The sequence below is a fragment of the Comamonas fluminis genome (genome assembly GCF_019186805.1).
Taxonomy (GTDB): domain Bacteria; phylum Pseudomonadota; class Gammaproteobacteria; order Burkholderiales; family Burkholderiaceae_C; genus Comamonas; species Comamonas fluminis.
Genome location: NZ_CP066783.1, coordinates 2,718,920 through 2,734,338, shown reverse-complemented (window position 1 = coordinate 2,734,338; position 15,419 = coordinate 2,718,920). Strand labels below are relative to the sequence as shown.

The window sequence follows — 15,419 nt, the reverse complement described above, 5'->3', positions numbered from 1 at the left end:
CGTGACACCCGTAGCGTGCCGGGCGACGATGGCCGCGATTCTGGCTGGGCTAGCGAAGACTGCGGGGACGACTCCAGCAGTTCTGACAGCAGTGGGGACAGTGGCGGAGACAGCGGAGGCGGTGGTGACGGGGGCAGCGACTGATGCGCCTTGCCCCGTTTTCTCAGTTCAGCATGGGTTTGAGTTTGGGCCAGACGTTTTCCAGCATTCTGGGCTGGGCCTGGGCATTGGGGTGTATGCGATCGGCCTGAAACCACTGCATGGCGTCGGGGCTGTCGCCAAACCCGGCCAGTAAAAAGGGCAGCAGGGGCAGCTTGTTCTGGCTGGCGATGCTCTGAAACATCTGCGCAAACTGCTCGGTATAGCTGGCGCCGTAGTTGGGTGGCACCTGCATGCCCACCAGCATCACTTTGGCGCCTGCATCGCGGCTGGCCTTGACCATGGCTTCCATATTGCTCTGAGAGCTTTGCAGCGGCAGGCCGCGCAGGGCGTCATTGCCGCCCAGCTCCAGAATCACGATGGATGGCTTGTGCTGGCTCAGCAGCGCAGGCAGGCGAGCGCGTCCGCCCGAGGTGGTGTCGCCGCTGATGCTGGCATTGACCACGGCGCGCGGATTCTTTTGCTCCTGCAGGCGTTGCTCCAGCAGCTTGACCCAGCCTTTGCCACGGTTCAGGCCGTATTCGGCGCTCAGCGAGTCACCCAGCACCAGCACTGGCCCCGTCTTGTTCTGCGCATTGACAGCGCCCCAAGGCCCCGAAATTCCCAGCGCCAGGGCAAGCGCGATAAAGTGGCGGCGGTCTTTTCCCATCTTTGCGTTGCTCGATTGATTCATGCCAGACACTTCCACCCCCTTTTTGATCACCGTTGAGAGCCTCGCCAAATCCGTTCAGGACTCCACGGGCGTGCTGGATATTTTGCGAGATATTGACTTGCAATTCCGGGAAGGGGAAACCGTGGCGATTGTGGGCGCGTCTGGCTCTGGCAAAAGCACGCTGCTGTCCATACTGGCGGGGCTGGATACGCCCAGTCGTGGCACGGTGCGATTGCAGGGGCAGGACTTGTTTGCCCTGAGCGAAGACGACCGCGCCGCACTGCGGGCGCAGAAGATGGGTTTTGTGTTCCAGAGCTTTCAGCTGCTGGGCAACCTCACAGCACTGGAGAACGTGATGCTGCCGCTGGAGCTGGCCGGCGCACGCGATGCACGTGCCCGCGCCACGCAGATGATGGAGCGCGTAGGCCTGGGCCAGCGCCTGAACCACTATCCCAAGCTGATGTCGGGGGGCGAGCAGCAGCGCGTGGCGCTGGCCCGTGCCTTTGTGGTGGAGCCTGCGGTGCTGCTGGCCGACGAGCCCACGGGCAGTCTGGACTTTGCGACGGGCCAGACCATCATGGATTTGATGTTCGCCCTGAACCGCGAGCGCGGCACCACCCTGATTCTGGTGACCCATGACCGCAGCATTGCGGCCCAGTGCGACCGAAGCATCACCATCGAAGCAGGGCGAGCCATCTGAAATAAAAAAAGGCCTGTAAAAATGACAGGCCTTTTTGGGTTCAAGCGCTTATTGAATAAGCGCTTGCAGCTATAAAAACAAGAGTTTCTTCAGACGCGAGGCACTTCCAGCCCCGCCTTGCGCTCGGCAGCGCGGCAGGCTGCGGCGGTGAACAGCACGTCGGTGGAGGAGTTGAGGGCGGTTTCGGTCGAGTCCTGAATCACGCCAATCACATAGCCCACGCCCACCACCTGCATGGCGACATCGTTGGGAATGTTGAACAGGCTGCAGGCCAGCGGAATCAGCAGCAGCGAGCCGCCGGGCACGCCCGAAGCGCCGCAGGCACAGACGGAAGACACCACGCACAGCAGGATGGCGGTGGGAATGTCCACCGAGATGTTCAGCGTGTGGGCCGCAGCCAGTGTCAGCACGCTGATGGTGATGGCCGCGCCTGCCATATTGATGGTGGCGCCCAGCGGGATGGAGATGCTGTAGGTGTTCTCGTCGAGCTTGAGCTTCTGGGCCAGTGCCAGGTTCACGGGAATGTTCGCGCCCGAGCTGCGGGTGAAGAAGGCCGTGACCGCACTCTCGCGCAGGCAGGTCAGTACCAGCGGGTAGGGGTTGCGGCGGGTCTGTGTCCAGACAATGATGGGGTTGACCACCAGCGCCACAAACACCATGCAGCCTACCAGCACGGCCAGCAGGTGCGCATAGTCCTTGAGGGCATCCAGACCGCCCGTGGAGAAGGTGGCTACCACCAGGCCAAAAATGCCCAGCGGCGCAAGGCGAATCACGAACTGAATGACCAGGGTGATAGCCTGACCGAAGTCTTCCACCATGGTGCGGGTGGTGGGGCTGGCATGGCGCAGCGCCACGCCCAGCGCAATCGCCCAGACCAAAATGCCGATGTAGTTGGCATTCATCAGTGCATTGACGGGGTTGTCAAAAGCGCTTTTGAGCACGGAAACCAGCACCTGGCTGATCTCGCCGGGCACGCTTTGCACATTGGGCGCTTCCTTGAAGTGAATGACCGAGGGAAACAGCGCGCTGGCGGCCACTGCCACGCAGGCAGCGGCCAGGGTGCCGATCACGTACAGGGCCAGCACTGGCTTGATCTGGGTTTCCTGGCCCGGGCGGTGGCTGCCGATGGCCGCCATGACCAGCAGAAACACCAGCAGAGGCGCAACGGCCTTGAGGGCCGCGATGAACAGCGTGCCCAGCAGGGATACGGAGGGGGCCGCAGAAGGCAGCAGCCAGGCGACAAGGCCGCCCAGAACCAGGGCGACAATAATCTGCAGCACCAGGCTGGTGCGGTTGAACCAATCAAGCAGGGCTTTGAACATGCAGGGAACCGGTAAGTGCTAATGAGATGCCCGGCTGGGTAAGCCAGGCATTGCGTTCATTGCAGGTGCAGGATCCGGGTTAGTTGGAGGGCACCAGCAGCATCGGGCGACCAGGCGGGCGCAAGGCTGCCTGATCGAGGCAGCACTGGCACGATGACTGCGCCCCGAAGGACGGGCAGTTTAGCGGCTTGGTAAAAACACAGTCGCCAGCCCAGACATGGCCCCAGGCGCAGCAAGGCGGCGCAAAAGGCCGGGATAATGTCGCCCCATGTCGTCCCCCAAAGTTCTTTTCGGCTTTCACGCCGTCGGCGTGCGTCTGAAGACCGCCCCCCAATCCATCGTCGAAGTCTATTTCGAGGCTACGCGCCGCGATGCGCGCATGCGCCAGTTCATTGAGCGTGCCAAGGAGGCCGGAGTTCGCCTGATTGAAGCCGATGCCATGCGCATCGCCAAGCTGGCGGGCTCTCACGGTCACCAGGGCGTGGCTGCACGTGTGGAAGAGGTCAAGGACACCCGCACACTCGATGAGCTGCTGGACGATCTGGAGGAATCTGGCGTCAAGTCTCCGCTGCTGCTGGTGCTGGACGGTGTGACCGATCCCCACAACCTGGGCGCCTGTCTGCGTGTGGCCGATGGCGCTGGCGTGCACGCCGTGATCGCCCCCAAGGACCATGCGGCCGGCATCAACGCCACCGTGGCCAAGGTGGCCAGCGGCGCCGCAGAGACCGTGCCTTACTTCATGGTCACCAACCTGGCGCGCACGCTCAAGGAACTCAAGGACCGTGGCATCTGGATCATTGGTACCAGCGGCGACGCCGACAAGCATCTTTATCAGATGGATTTGACCGGCCCTACTGCCCTGGTGCTGGGCGCCGAGGGCGACGGCATGCGCCAGCTCACCCGCAAGACCTGCGATGCGCTGGTCAGCATCCCCATGCAGGGCGCGGTGGAAAGCCTGAACGTGTCTGTGGCCAGCGGCGTGTGCTTGTACGAAGCTCTCCGTCAGCGTTTGGCGGCGACTGCCTCGGTCAAGGCCTGATTTTCTGACCTAGCCTAGAAGGCGCAACTGCAAAGGCAGGAGGCGCCTTTTTTTATGGCAAGCAAAAACATCGAATCATCCCGCACCGTGGTCTATGCCGCGCTGGCCGGCAATCTGGCCGTGGCCGTGGTCAAGTTCATTGCGGCGTTCATCACGGGTAGTTCCGCCATGCTCAGCGAAGGCGTTCACTCGCTGGTGGATACCGGCAACGAAGTGCTGCTGCTCTACGGCATGAAACGCGCCAGCCGCCCGCGTGATGAATCGCACCCCTTTGGCTACGGGCGCGAGCTGTACTTCTGGTGCTTTATCGTGGCCTTGCTGGTGTTTGCGCTGGGCGCCTGCGTTTCCATCTATCAGGGCGTGCACCATTTGCGCCACCCCGAACCCATGGAAAAGCCCATGGTCAACTACATCGTGCTGGTTGCGTCCATGCTGTTTGAGGGCCTGTCGTGGCGGGTGGCATGGCGCGAGTTCAAACACGCCAAGGGCATGACGGAAACCATGAAAGCGGTGCGTGACAGCAAGGACCCGACGACCTTTGTCGTGCTGTTTGAAGACAGTGCTGCGCTGATCGGTCTGCTGATTGCGCTGCTGGGCGTGGCTGGAAGCCAGTTCTTTGACATGCCCCAGCTTGATGGGCTGGCCTCGATACTGATTGGCCTGGTACTGGCGGGCACCGCCTTTTTGCTGGCCCGTGAAACCAAGGGCCTGCTGATGGGCGAAGCCGCCACCCTGTCGGTGCGCCGCGCCATTGTGCGGGCGGCCTATGATGAGCCCGGAATTCTGGCCGTCAACGGCGTTCTGACCACGCAACTGGGCCCGCACGAGGTGCTGGCCACATTGAGCGCCGAATTTGATGACAGCATGACGGTGCCCGAAATTGAGCAGTGCATAGAGCGCATTGAGGCGGCAGTGCGCAAAACCGCGCCCGATGTGCTGGCGCTGTTTGTCAAGCCCCAGACGCCAGAAACCTGGGAGCAGCGGGCCAGTTCATGGAATACGGCGGTGACTGCGAAGAGCTAGGGTCTGTTGAGATTTAGGCCAGAATCCTTCGCGACCTTGCTCAATTCTCAACAGACTCTAGTGCGTCACTGCATCAAGCACCCGGCGTACAGCCTGGGCCAGGTCGGGCATGGAAACAGGCTTGAACAGCAGGGGGTAGGGGCTTTGGGCCAGGTCACTTTGCGGGTCGCTGCTTTGGCTGCTGGTCAGCAGGATGGGGATATGCCTTCCCTCGGCCTGAAGCCGCAGGTCCATCTCCTGAACTGACAGTGCGCCGGGCATGCGCGCAGTGGAGATGATGAGGTCGGCCTTGAGCCCGCTGCTGAGATAGCGCAGCGCTACTTCCGGGCGGTAGGCGGTGGTGACTTGATAGCCCAGCTCATACAGCACCTGTGCCATGGCGTTGCGAACTTCCAGGTCATGCTCGATGAGCAAGATGGTCTCGTCGGCGGCGCCAGTGGCCAGTTCCTGCTCGACAGGCTCGCTTTCAGCGCTTGCGCCTGAGCGGGGAAAGTACAGGCGAAAGCAACTGCCTTCACCTGGTGTGGAGCTCACTTCCAGCAGGCCGCCAGCATGGTTGAGAAAATTTTTCACCATAGGCAGGCCCAGCCCTGCGCCTTTGCCGGGCGCTTTGGTGGTAAAGAACATCTCGAAAATGCGCGCCAGCGTGCTGTCATCCATGCCGCAGCCGTCATCGGTCACGCTGATCAGAACATGGTCGCCGCGCTGCAGCACGACGTTTTCTGCCCTCAGAACGATCAGGCCCTGACCATTTGTGGCATCGCGCGCGTTGATGCACAGATTGAGCAGCGAGTTCTCGAAATACATGCGGTCCACATGAATGGGCCACAGATCGGCGGCCAGCTGAATCTGCAGATCCACCTCTTTGCCCACGGCCTTGTTCAGCAGCAGCTCCATCTCGCCTATCAGCCGGCCGGGATCGATGGTGCTGGGAGCCATGGGCTTGCGGCTGCTGAACCCGGTGAGCTGAGAGGCCAGCTTGCCCGCCTTGCGGATGGTGTCGTGAATGACTTCCAGATGCTCGCGGTGGGCAGGCTCCACCAGCTTTTTTTCCAGCAGGCCTGCATGCAAGCCCGTGATGAACAGCAGATTGTTCATATCGTGGGCAACGCCGGCCGAAAGCTGGGTGACGATGTCCAGCTTCTGCAACTGCGCCAGATGGCTCTGCGCCTGTTCCAGCTGGTTGTGGCTGCGCTGCAGCTCCTGCTGCAGCTGGCTCATTTCTTCACGCAGCCGGTCTTCGGACTGTTTGACGGTATCGATATTCGTGTTCGAGCCTACCCAGTACAGCGTCTGGCCCTGCGCACTTTTTACGGGTGCCATGGTGGCAAAGAACCAGTGATACTGGCCCTGATGCTGCTTGATGCGCAATCGGTAGCCAGTGGGCTGCTCGGTAATCAGCGCCTTGGTCAGGCTGGCATTGAGCGTGCCCATGTCATCCGGGTGGATCAGATCGATCCAGACACCTTCACTCAGATCCAGGTGCTGCGCATGGTTGTAGGCATATTGGGTCAGGGCGCGGTTCAGCCATGTCAGCTCGCCATGAGGCGTGGCAATCCAGACGTGGTAGGGCAGGTGATCCAGAAAAACCTCGAACCGGTCCGTGTGGCTCACGGCGGCAGTGGATGGGGCTGGCGGGTTGCCGCGCAGCACATAGCATTGCAATGCGGTGGTGGTGCCGTGGCTCAATACCGGGCTGAAATGCCAGACATCACCGCTGCCGGGCAGGCTGGCTGTGACTTCCTGATGGCTTTTCAGACATTGCTCGGCGGCCTGCATCAAAGGCTCATGCAGCGGCAAAGTCAGCTTGTGTGGCATCAGTTGCTGACGCAGATAGGTTTGCAGTGCAGGATTGGCAAAGTCCAGTTGCCACTGCTCCAGGCCAATCAGGCCCCAAGGCAGTGCGGCGGCCCCCATGTTCTGCGTCAGGTCCGAGACGGTCATGTCGAAAAGAGTTATGAGTTGCGTCAAAGCATTGCTGCTGACAACAGTGTAGGGGTATTGCGGGCGGGTGAAAAATTGGTCGGCAGGGTTCTCCGAAAAATATATTGAGTCATTGAAGAGACAGGCAGCGTTGAATGCAGCAGATGGAACAAGAGCTGGAACGAGTAAGGCAGTGGGTGGATCAGGCCAGTCGTGTGTGCGTGCTGACGGGCGCCGGGGTGAGTGCCGAGTCCGGCATTCCCACGTTTCGTGATGATGCATCGGGCTACTGGGCGCAATTCAAGCCCGAAGACATGGCCAGCGAAGCCGGCTACCGCCGCGACCCGGCCCATGTCTGGCGCTGGTACCAGCACCGGCGCGAGCGTGTTGCACAGGTTGATCCCAACGCCGGGCATAGGGCGCTGGCACAGTGGTCAGCCCGTCATGCACAGCGCATGACCCTGGTGACCCAGAATGTGGATGGACTGCATGAGCGGGCTGGTAGCGCAGGCGTGCTGAATCTGCATGGCGAGCTGATGAAAAACCGCTGGCTTAACCGCCGCTGCGCAGACTGCGACCTTGCGCGGCCTTCTGCGGGGGAGCCACCTTTTTGCCCTGCCTGCGGCAATTTGCTGCGTCCGGCGGTGGTGTGGTTTGGCGAGTCACTTCCCATGGGTGTCTGGGCGCAGGCGGAGGAGGCGGCCGAACATTGCAGCCTGATGCTGGTGGTGGGAACCTCGGGGGCCGTCTATCCTGCGGCAGGCTTGGCGAAGCTGGCGCGTCGTGCCGGGGCCCGGGTGGTCATCATCAACCCGCAGGCCACTGAGCTGGATGCAGTGGCGGACTGCCTCATTCAGCAGCCTTCGGCTCTGGCTTTGCCGCAGATTATGCAGGCATGAATTGCAGGAATAATGGCCTGTAGTCCTTGATGCATAAGCGCTGAAAGCTATCTTTTTTGATGGCTTTCAATGATTTCGCACACGGCTGTCATGCAGGCAATGTGGCAGCCAGTGCCTGGAGCTGGTCGGCACAGGTGTTCCAGCCGCTTTCAAATCCCATGGCCAGATGCTGCTCGCGGGCTTCCTGGCTCCAGTGTCTGGCGCAAGCGGTATAGCGCGTCTGTCCGGCCTCAGGCTCGAAGCTGATGATGGCCGTCATAAAGGGCTTGGCTGCGGGATTCCACCCGGCGGTATAGGCATCGGTAAACACCAGCCGCCGATTGGCAACCACTTCCAGATAGACGCCGGGGTTAGGAAACTCCTGGCCATCGGGGTCTTGCATGACGACCAGGCACTGGCCGCCAGGGCGGACATCGAGCTCGGCCCGTGCCACTGTCCAGGGGCGGGGTACAAACCATTGCTTGAGCAGCTCGGCCTCCGTCCAGCAGCGGTAGAGCGTTGCGGGGTTGACGGGAATCAAGCGGGTGATGAGCAGGTCATGCTTATGGCTTCCCACGGCGGCAGATGTGGTGCTGGCTTCGGACATCTTGCTCTCCTTGATACGGATGCGTTTTTATACCGCAAGCCATGGCCCAAATGATGGATGTCTGTCCAAGGCAGGCTCACGCCTGATCAAACCCAGCCCAGTGCTCCCAGCAAAGCGCCAGCGCCCAGCAGCCACAGCAGATGAATGCGGGTGCGCCACACCAGCATGGCGCAAATCAGACTGAGCAGCCACAGGCGCCAGTCCCTGGCCGGATTGCCGCTGGCGCTGCCCAGCAGCCAGCCCGTGGCCAGCAGCAGGCCAATGACCAGCGGTGCCATGCCCTGCTTGAAGGCGCGCACGCCGCGTTTGTCACGATTGCGCTGGCCCCAGCGGGCGGCCTGCCAGGTCAGCAGTGAGCTGGGCAGCAAAATACCCACCATGCATGCGGCAACGCCCAGCGCACCCAGAGACCAGGCCATGGGGCCGCTGCCGCCGCCAGCGTTCAAGCCCACATTCCAGCCCAGCAGGGCGATAAAAAGCACGTTCGGGCCGGGCGCAGCCTGAGCAATGGCGATGGAGCTGGTGAACTGGGCATCAGTCAGCCAGTGCTGGCCGTCCACCAGAAAGCGGTGCATATCGGGCGCGGTGGCAATGGCGCCGCCCACGGCCATCAGGGACAGGGAAAGAAAGTAGGCAAACAGGTGCAGCCAGTCCAGGGCCTGCAGATCAATCAGCAGCGTGTTCATGCGGCCAGCCTCCGGTAGGTCAGCACGCAGCCTGTGCCGCCCACCAGCAGCAGGGCCCAGAACAGAGGCAGGCGCAGCACGGCCACCAGCACAAAGGCTGCAATGGCAAGGCCTGCGCAATACCACTTGCCCAGCGGGTGCTTGCGCAGCGATTGCGCCAGCTTCAGCCCCATGCCGGCGACCAGCCCTGCCGCCACGGCGCCCATGCCGCGCAGTGCGCCTGCTACGGCGGGGTTGCCGGCAAACTGCGAATACACCAGCGTGAGACTGATGACCACCAGCATGGGAAAAGCCAGCATGCCGCACAGCCCCACGATGGCGCCGCGCCAGCCGAAATAGCGCTCGCCCAGCATGATGGACAGGTTCACCACATTGGGGCCGGGCATGATCTGGGCGACGGCCCAGTCCTCCATGAATTCCTCATTGCTCAGCCACTGGCGTTTTTCCACCAGCTCTCTTTGAACCACGGCCAGCACACCGCCAAAGCCCTGCAGCGCCAGAAAAGTCAGCGACCAGAAAAGCTCGCGCAGGTGACGTGGGCGTGGGCGGGTTTGCGGCATCGGCAAGTCAGGAGCGGGTTTCATGCATCGAATAAGCGGATATGCGCTTGAATGGTGCGCAAGCTGCTATAAATTATGAATTGATTAACAAGTGCTGGATATGGCTGAAACGCCATATCAGCCATCGCTGGAACTCATAGCTGCATGAGTGGCGGTGATGGCTGGGCCTTCCTCAAAACACAAGGAGACATGGATGAAGCTGGTTCGCTACGGAGTTGCAGGAGAAGAAAAGCCGGGTTTGCTGGACCCGCAGGGCGTGCTGCGCGATGCATCAAGACTGGTGCCCGACTGGACAGGGCGCGCATTGAGCACGCAAAAGCTGCAGCAACTGCGCAAGCAGAACCTGGACAGCCTGCCGGTGGTGGAAGGAGCCCCCCGCCTGGGTTGCCCTTTGGCGGCGGTGGGCAAGATCGTCTGTGTGGGGCTGAACTATGCCGACCACGCCGCAGAGACGGGAGCGGCTACGCCAGCCGAGCCTGTGCTGTTCATGAAGGCGGTCACTGCCATCAGCGGCCCCTGCGATGCAGTGCAGATTCCACCGGGCTCCAGCAAGGTGGATTGGGAAGTGGAGCTGGGCATCGTCATTGGCGAGCGTGCCACGCGGGTGAGCGAAGCCGATGCGCTGGCCCATGTGGCGGGCTATGTGCTGGCCAATGATGTGAGCGAGCGTGCCTGGCAGATGGAGCGCGGCGGCACCTGGGACAAGGGCAAGAGCCACGACACGTTCGCGCCCCTTGGCCCCTGGCTGGTGACGGCCGATGAAGTGCCCGATCCGCACCGCATTGCACTGTGGCTGGAAGTCAATGGCCAGCGCATGCAGAGCGGCAACACCAGCAACTTCATCTTTGGCGTGCCCACAGTGGTCAGCTATATCAGCCAGTTCATGACGCTGGAGCCGGGCGATGTGATTCTGACCGGCACGCCCGCAGGTGTTGGCCTGGGTCAGAAGCCAGCGCCCATCTTTCTCAAGCCAGGTGATGTGATGCGCCTTGGCGCCGATGGGCTGGGAGAGCAGCGCCAGGTCTGTGTAGCGGTCTGAGCCCGGCCTGCGTGGCCGTAGGTGTCAGCGTTTGATGTGCGAGGAAAAGCCGGCAGGCAGCGGTTTTTTCTCGTCCATGGGCTGCAGTTCCCATTTTGCGAGCTGCTCCTGCAGCTCGCGCGCTTGCTTGATGTCGATGCGCTTGGCGGTGATTTTGGCCACGCATTCGAGCTTGTGCAGATCACGTTCGGTCAGGCTTTCATCGCCGGTCTGGCTAAAGCAGCACAGCGTGCCATAGACCTTGCCATTGGCCAGCACAATGGGCGTGCTCAGGTGTGCGCCTACCCTGAACGGGGTAGCTGGCAACTGGGTGAATGCGGGGTGGGTTGCGGCATCCTGAACCAGGCGGGGCAGGCGGCCATCAAGCACACACTGGCAAAAAGACTCTTCCAGCGAGCTGCCGCCACCCGTGGCTATCAGCTCCTTGCCGGGTGCCGTGTCCACATGCTTGAACATGCGTTGGCCATCACGGATTTCCGAGACAAAAATCACCTCCATGCCCAGATGTTCACGAAGGTCATGGAGGACCTGGCGCACGTTCTCGTCAATCAGATCATCGCTCTGATCGGCGGTGGCCAGCAGCAGTTCGCTGACATTGACCTCCAGCGCTTGCGGCTCGTAATCCCAAGTGTGAATTGCCATCGCTCTATCCCCTGTCTGCCTTTCAACAATCTGGCCTGATTGTCTCTGAACAAAAGGTGTCAGAGTATTAAATATCCGTAAGAACGTGTTTTTGAATTAGCTTAGTTCGCCAGCAGCACCGAGCCCTGCAATCTGCCTTCAATGGCGCTGCGCATGGCAGGCGGCGCATCCTGAAGCAGGGCAGGCCAGGCCGCTTTGGCTTGCTTGACCAGATCGCGCAGCAGGCTGATGTGGCGCGGAATGCGCAGCAGCCCGGCCGCTTGCATCAGGGCGCGCATATCGTCCCAGCTCAGGCGGCTGAGCTGGGCATCAATGGCGCGGTTGACGGCGTACTGCCCAGCCGGGGCATTTTGCAAAAAGGCGGCAATGCACACCGGGTCGTACACCGGGGCGAGTTGCGGGTGGCGGCCATCGGGGTAGATCAGTGCCCAGTTCTTGAGGTGGGCGTCGGTGTTGCCCATCAGGGTGAAGGCCAGCATGCGGGCCAAAAACTCCCGCGTGTCCTGCACGGGCTGGGTGCTCAGGCGGTTGAGCACGCGCAGCATGGTGGCCCAGTCCTGCAGGGGGCGGGCGGGGTTGCGCTGGCCGTATTTGTGCCGGGGTGCATAGCCCAGCACCTGGTTGAACTCTTCCATGTGCACCCGTTCGCCGCCTGCAAGGTGGTCAAAACGGTCCACGGCCAGGATTTGCTCAAACGGGATGTGCCCGGGCAGCTCTGCCTCGGCGCGGCTGATGATGCGGGCGCTGGCGCAGTTCAGCTGCAATGCCTGGCATAGCTGGTAGCCCATGAATTCGTTGGCCACCAGATCGGGGTGGGCGATGGTGGGCAGCTTCAGAATGGTGCTGCCTGCCTGGCCCTGGCGGTGAATGGTGTAGCGGCGGCCGTTGTGCACGGCGCTGAACTTGGTCACCACGCCGGGCAGGGATGCGGCGTCTTCGACCGGATATTCCACAAAGCCGGGCTCCAGCACATCCAGCCCTTGTGTGGTGTGCCAGTGGCGCACGGTGTCTGGAATGCCTTGCTGCAGTGGCACGGGTTCCACTTCCAGCGCGCCCATCAGGTCGCGGCCAGCGGCGGCCAGCAGTTCGAATTCGTCATCGGGTGCGCAGCCGCGCTCGGCTGCCAGGCGGTCACGGTTATGGCCCTCGGGCAGCAGGTTTTGAAAGTAGGTGGGCCAGCGACCATCGGTGCGCACCAGCCGCGCATCGCGCATGGAAGCCAGAATCTGCCGCGTCGCGGCTTCGTTTTCGCCCGTGTAGCTCAGCGACAGGGTGGGGCGCTGTGCGTCTTCGATGTAGTCTGGATCAAAAGACAGCCGCAGAATGTCGCCATATTGAGAGAGGTAGCCAATGCCCCGCCGCCCGCCGCCTTGCGATGCAGGGCGGTGCATGAAAAGGCGCAGGTAGCGGATGGCGGTGCTCATGGTGGAAGCTTAGAGCTTGTCAACAATCGAGGGTGGGGCGTCCGCGCCCTCGGGCTGGGCCAGAAATTTGCCGCCGGACTGGATGAAGGCCTGTAGCTCGGCACGCAGTGCAGACGGTACGGCAATCAAGTCCATTTCCAGCACGCGTGCCATTTCCTGCAAGGTGGAAAAACGGGGGTCCACATCGCCGGTTTCCGTGCGCTGCACGGCCATGCGCGACAGACCGGCGCGGGCAGCCAGATCGGCCTGGGTGATGCGGGCGGCCTTGCGCGCTTGGGCGAGGGTACTGATGAGATCTGAATCCATGCTTCTAAATATACTCTTTTTAATCAATATGAGTATGTTTGTTAGCATTTATGCCTTGTGGTGCCGCATAGGTTCCGCGATGGCCTCTGCCATGCAGCATCCACACGGTTTGGGCATGATGGCGTGGCGTCGAACGGATGCCGCAGGAGGTGGAAATTGGATTGGATTGCAAGCCAGCTCGATCAGGAGCATGTAAAGCTCTGGCTGTCCATCGGATGGTCGGTGTACATCGTCGTGGTCAGCGTCTGGATTTTGCTGCAGCGCAGCCAGCCCGTGGCTACCCTGAGCTGGCTGCTGTCCATGGCTGCGCTGCCTGTGGTGGGGCTGGTGGTCTATTACTACTTCGGGCCGCAGCGCATGAAGCGCCAGCGCATCAAGCGCCTGCGTTCAAGAAAGCGTTCGCGCCTGCGTGCCAGCACCCAGCGCATCAGAGAGCGCCTGCCGCAGGACTATGTGCGTCTGCATCAGGTGGCGCAACTCGTCGCAGCGGCCAGCGAGTTCCCCGTCTGCAGCGCCACCGGCATGCGCCTGCTGGTGGGCGGGGCTGCGACCTTTGACGCCATCACCGAGGCTGTGCGTGCCGCCACTCACCATGTGCACCTGGAGTACTACATCTATGAGCCGGATGTGACCGGCACGGCGCTGCGCGACCTGCTGGCCGAGAAAGCCCGACAGGGCGTGCAGGTGCGCCTGCTGGTGGATGCGCTGGGCTCCAAAAAACTGGGGCGCAAGTTTCTCAAGCCCTTGCTGGATGCCGGGGCCGAGGTGGCCCGCTTTCACGATGCCAAGATTGGCCGCCGCCTGCGCCCCGTGATCAACTTTCGCACCCACCGCAAGATTCTGGTCTGCGATGGCAAGGTGGGCTTTACCGGTGGCGTGAATGTGACCGATGAGGAAAACGAACGCATCTGCGCGGATGCTTATCACGATGTGCACCTGCAGATGGAAGGCGCCATTGTGGGCTGGCTGCAGACGGTGTTCATGGAAGACTGGGCCTATGCCAACGACCACAACCCGCGCCAGTTGCCAGAAAAGCTGGAGGAATGGTTGCCGGACTGCGATGACGGCAACAAGCTGATGCAGGTGGTGACGTCCGGGCCGGACAACCGGCTGGATGCCATTTATCGCGCCTATCTGGCTGCCATCAACGCGGCGGAAAAGCGCATCTGGCTCACAACGCCATACTTTGTGCCCACCGAGGCTGCGCTGGCCGCGCTCACCAATGCCTCGCTGCGCGGTGTGGATGTGCGCATTCTGGTGCCCAAAAAGTCCGATTCCGCACTGGTGACGGCCGCTGCGCGCTCCTATTTTGATGAGCTGATTCGCTGCGGTGTGCGCGTTTATGAATACGAGGCCAGCATGCTGCACTCCAAGACGCTGGCAGTGGATGACAATCTGGCCATCATCGGCACAGCCAATTTTGACTACCGCAGCTTCTTTCTCAATTACGAAGTCTGCGTCATGGGCTATGGGCCTGATCTGAACCAGGCGCTGGCCCAGCAGTTTCTGGCCGATCTGAAAAACTCCCTGGCCGTGCCCTACAAGAGCGAAAAGCGCTTTTTTCGCCGCGTCTTTGACTCTGCGGCCCGCCTCACATCCCCCTTGCTTTGATGAAGCTTTCCGAATCACTTCAGGGCCAGCGCCTCGCGGACTGGCTGCACGAACACCCGCGGGTCGTCGTCATCACCGGTGCTGGCTGCAGCACGGAAGTCGGCATTCCCGACTACCGCGACGCCAGCGGGCAGTGGAAGCGGCCCCAGCCCGTCACCTATCAGGCCTTCATGGGTGACGCGCTGGTGCGCCAGCGCTACTGGGCGCGCTCCATGCTGGGTTGGCGGGTCATGGGTCAGGCCCAGCCCGGCACGGCCCACCGGGCGCTGGCGCTGCTGGAGCAGGGCGGTTGGCTGGAATTGCTGATAACCCAGAACGTGGACGGCCTGCACAGCGCAGCAGGCAGTCAGAGCGTGGTGGATTTGCATGGCCGCATCGACACCGTGCGCTGCATGGCTTGCGGCCACACCCTGGCGCGGGCTGATCTGCAGCAGCAACTGCTGGCACTCAACCCCGCATGGGCGCAGCTCTACGCAGCCCCCGCGCCGGATGGCGATGCCGATCTGGAAGGGCGCGATTTCAGCGCGTTTCAGGTGCCAAGCTGCCCGCACTGCAGCACTGGCGTGCTCAAGCCCGATGTGGTGTTCTATGGCGAATCTGTGCCGCGTGAGCGGGTGCAGCGCTGCATGGAGGCCATGGGCCGTGCTGAAGCTTTGCTGATTGTTGGCTCATCGCTGATGGTGTACTCGGGCTACCGCTTTGCGCTGGCGGCACAAGAGCAGGGCAAAAGCATTGCGGCCATCAACCAGGGCGTGACGCGGGCCGATGCGCTGCTGGAGTTCAAGGTCGAAGCCGATGTGGGGCAGACGCTGATGGCGCTGGCTGCAGCAGCATAGATGTGCCAGCTG

General features: G+C 61.9%; 16 protein-coding genes. 7 read left to right on the top strand and 9 right to left on the bottom strand.

Going from position 1 to position 15,419, the window contains the following annotated elements:
• Positions 1-163: 163 nt before the first annotated feature.
• The gene (locus tag JDW18_RS12880; RefSeq protein WP_246609891.1) at positions 164-832 is read right to left on the bottom strand and encodes an arylesterase; all 669 of its coding nucleotides are present in this window, start codon (positions 830-832) and stop codon (positions 164-166) included.
• On the opposite strand from JDW18_RS12880, the gene JDW18_RS12875 reads away from it, so the two are divergent.
• A complete protein-coding gene (locus tag JDW18_RS12875) occupies positions 831-1,511 on the top strand; it encodes an ABC transporter ATP-binding protein (RefSeq protein ID WP_218239842.1) in 681 nt (226 codons plus the stop codon). The genes JDW18_RS12880 and JDW18_RS12875 overlap by 2 nt on opposite strands.
• Before the next feature lie 89 nt (positions 1,512-1,600).
• Here JDW18_RS12875 and sstT read toward each other — a convergent pair whose 3' ends face one another.
• Positions 1,601-2,833: a serine/threonine transporter SstT gene (gene sstT / locus JDW18_RS12870; RefSeq protein ID WP_218239841.1), complete on the bottom strand. Its 1,233-nt coding sequence runs from the start codon at positions 2,831-2,833 to the stop codon at positions 1,601-1,603.
• A 268-nt stretch (positions 2,834-3,101) separates the two neighbouring features.
• Here sstT and rlmB point away from each other — a divergent pair, with 268 nt between their 5' ends.
• Together rlmB and JDW18_RS12860 are read left to right on the top strand one after the other, a co-directional pair.
• Positions 3,102-3,872 carry a 23S rRNA (guanosine(2251)-2'-O)-methyltransferase RlmB gene (gene rlmB, locus JDW18_RS12865; RefSeq protein ID WP_218239840.1) on the top strand — a complete coding sequence of 257 codons (771 nt, stop codon included), beginning with the start codon at positions 3,102-3,104 and terminating at the stop codon, positions 3,870-3,872.
• A 54-nt stretch (positions 3,873-3,926) separates the two neighbouring features.
• On the top strand, positions 3,927-4,895 hold the full coding sequence (locus JDW18_RS12860; protein WP_218239839.1) for a cation diffusion facilitator family transporter: 969 nt from the start codon (positions 3,927-3,929) through the stop codon (positions 4,893-4,895).
• 57 nt (positions 4,896-4,952) lie between these two features.
• Here JDW18_RS12860 and JDW18_RS12855 read toward each other — a convergent pair whose 3' ends face one another.
• Positions 4,953-6,866, bottom strand: coding sequence for an ATP-binding protein (locus JDW18_RS12855; RefSeq protein ID WP_246609890.1), 1,914 nt, complete (start codon positions 6,864-6,866; stop codon positions 4,953-4,955).
• Positions 6,867-6,973: 107 nt separating this feature from the next.
• Between JDW18_RS12855 and JDW18_RS12850 the strand changes: the two genes are divergently transcribed.
• The gene (locus JDW18_RS12850; RefSeq protein ID WP_246609888.1) at positions 6,974-7,717 is read left to right on the top strand and encodes an SIR2 family NAD-dependent protein deacylase; all 744 of its coding nucleotides are present in this window, start codon (positions 6,974-6,976) and stop codon (positions 7,715-7,717) included.
• A gap of 88 nt (positions 7,718-7,805) precedes the next feature.
• Here the strand turns inward: JDW18_RS12850 and JDW18_RS12845 are convergent, their stop codons facing one another.
• The 3 genes from JDW18_RS12845 to JDW18_RS12835 form a co-directional block, all read right to left on the bottom strand.
• A complete protein-coding gene (locus JDW18_RS12845; RefSeq protein WP_218239838.1) occupies positions 7,806-8,303 on the bottom strand; it encodes an SRPBCC family protein in 498 nt (165 codons plus the stop codon).
• Between the two features lie 86 nt (positions 8,304-8,389).
• On the bottom strand, positions 8,390-8,989 hold the full coding sequence (locus JDW18_RS12840; RefSeq protein WP_218239837.1) for a chromate transporter: 600 nt from the start codon (positions 8,987-8,989) through the stop codon (positions 8,390-8,392).
• Positions 8,986-9,573: a chromate transporter gene (locus tag JDW18_RS12835; protein WP_218239836.1), complete on the bottom strand. Its 588-nt coding sequence runs from the start codon at positions 9,571-9,573 to the stop codon at positions 8,986-8,988. The genes JDW18_RS12840 and JDW18_RS12835 overlap by 4 nt, the downstream gene beginning before the upstream one ends.
• A gap of 169 nt (positions 9,574-9,742) precedes the next feature.
• Between JDW18_RS12835 and JDW18_RS12830 the strand changes: the two genes are divergently transcribed.
• Positions 9,743-10,588, top strand: a complete 846-nt coding sequence (locus JDW18_RS12830; protein WP_218239835.1) for a fumarylacetoacetate hydrolase family protein — start codon at positions 9,743-9,745, stop codon at positions 10,586-10,588.
• A gap of 24 nt (positions 10,589-10,612) precedes the next feature.
• On the opposite strand, the gene JDW18_RS12825 is transcribed toward JDW18_RS12830, so the two are convergent.
• The 3 genes from JDW18_RS12825 to JDW18_RS12815 all read right to left on the bottom strand — a co-directional run bounded on the left by JDW18_RS12825 (position 10,613) and on the right by JDW18_RS12815 (position 12,960).
• Complete coding sequence (locus JDW18_RS12825; RefSeq protein WP_218239834.1) at positions 10,613-11,230, bottom strand: GAF domain-containing protein; 618 nt, start codon at positions 11,228-11,230, stop codon at positions 10,613-10,615.
• A 101-nt stretch (positions 11,231-11,331) separates the two neighbouring features.
• Entirely contained in the window at positions 11,332-12,654 is a 1,323-nt protein-coding gene (locus JDW18_RS12820) for a type II toxin-antitoxin system HipA family toxin (protein ID WP_218239833.1), read from the bottom strand.
• A 9-nt stretch (positions 12,655-12,663) separates the two neighbouring features.
• A complete protein-coding gene (locus JDW18_RS12815; RefSeq protein ID WP_218239832.1) occupies positions 12,664-12,960 on the bottom strand; it encodes a helix-turn-helix transcriptional regulator in 297 nt (98 codons plus the stop codon).
• 156 nt (positions 12,961-13,116) lie between these two features.
• Between JDW18_RS12815 and cls the strand changes: the two genes are divergently transcribed.
• Both cls and JDW18_RS12805 read left to right on the top strand, forming a co-directional pair.
• Positions 13,117-14,571, top strand: a complete 1,455-nt coding sequence (gene cls, locus JDW18_RS12810) for a cardiolipin synthase (protein WP_218239831.1) — start codon at positions 13,117-13,119, stop codon at positions 14,569-14,571.
• Positions 14,571-15,407, top strand: a complete 837-nt coding sequence (locus tag JDW18_RS12805) for an NAD-dependent protein deacetylase (protein ID WP_218239830.1) — start codon at positions 14,571-14,573, stop codon at positions 15,405-15,407. The genes cls and JDW18_RS12805 overlap by 1 nt, the downstream gene beginning before the upstream one ends.
• The last annotated feature ends 12 nt before the right edge of the window (positions 15,408-15,419 follow it).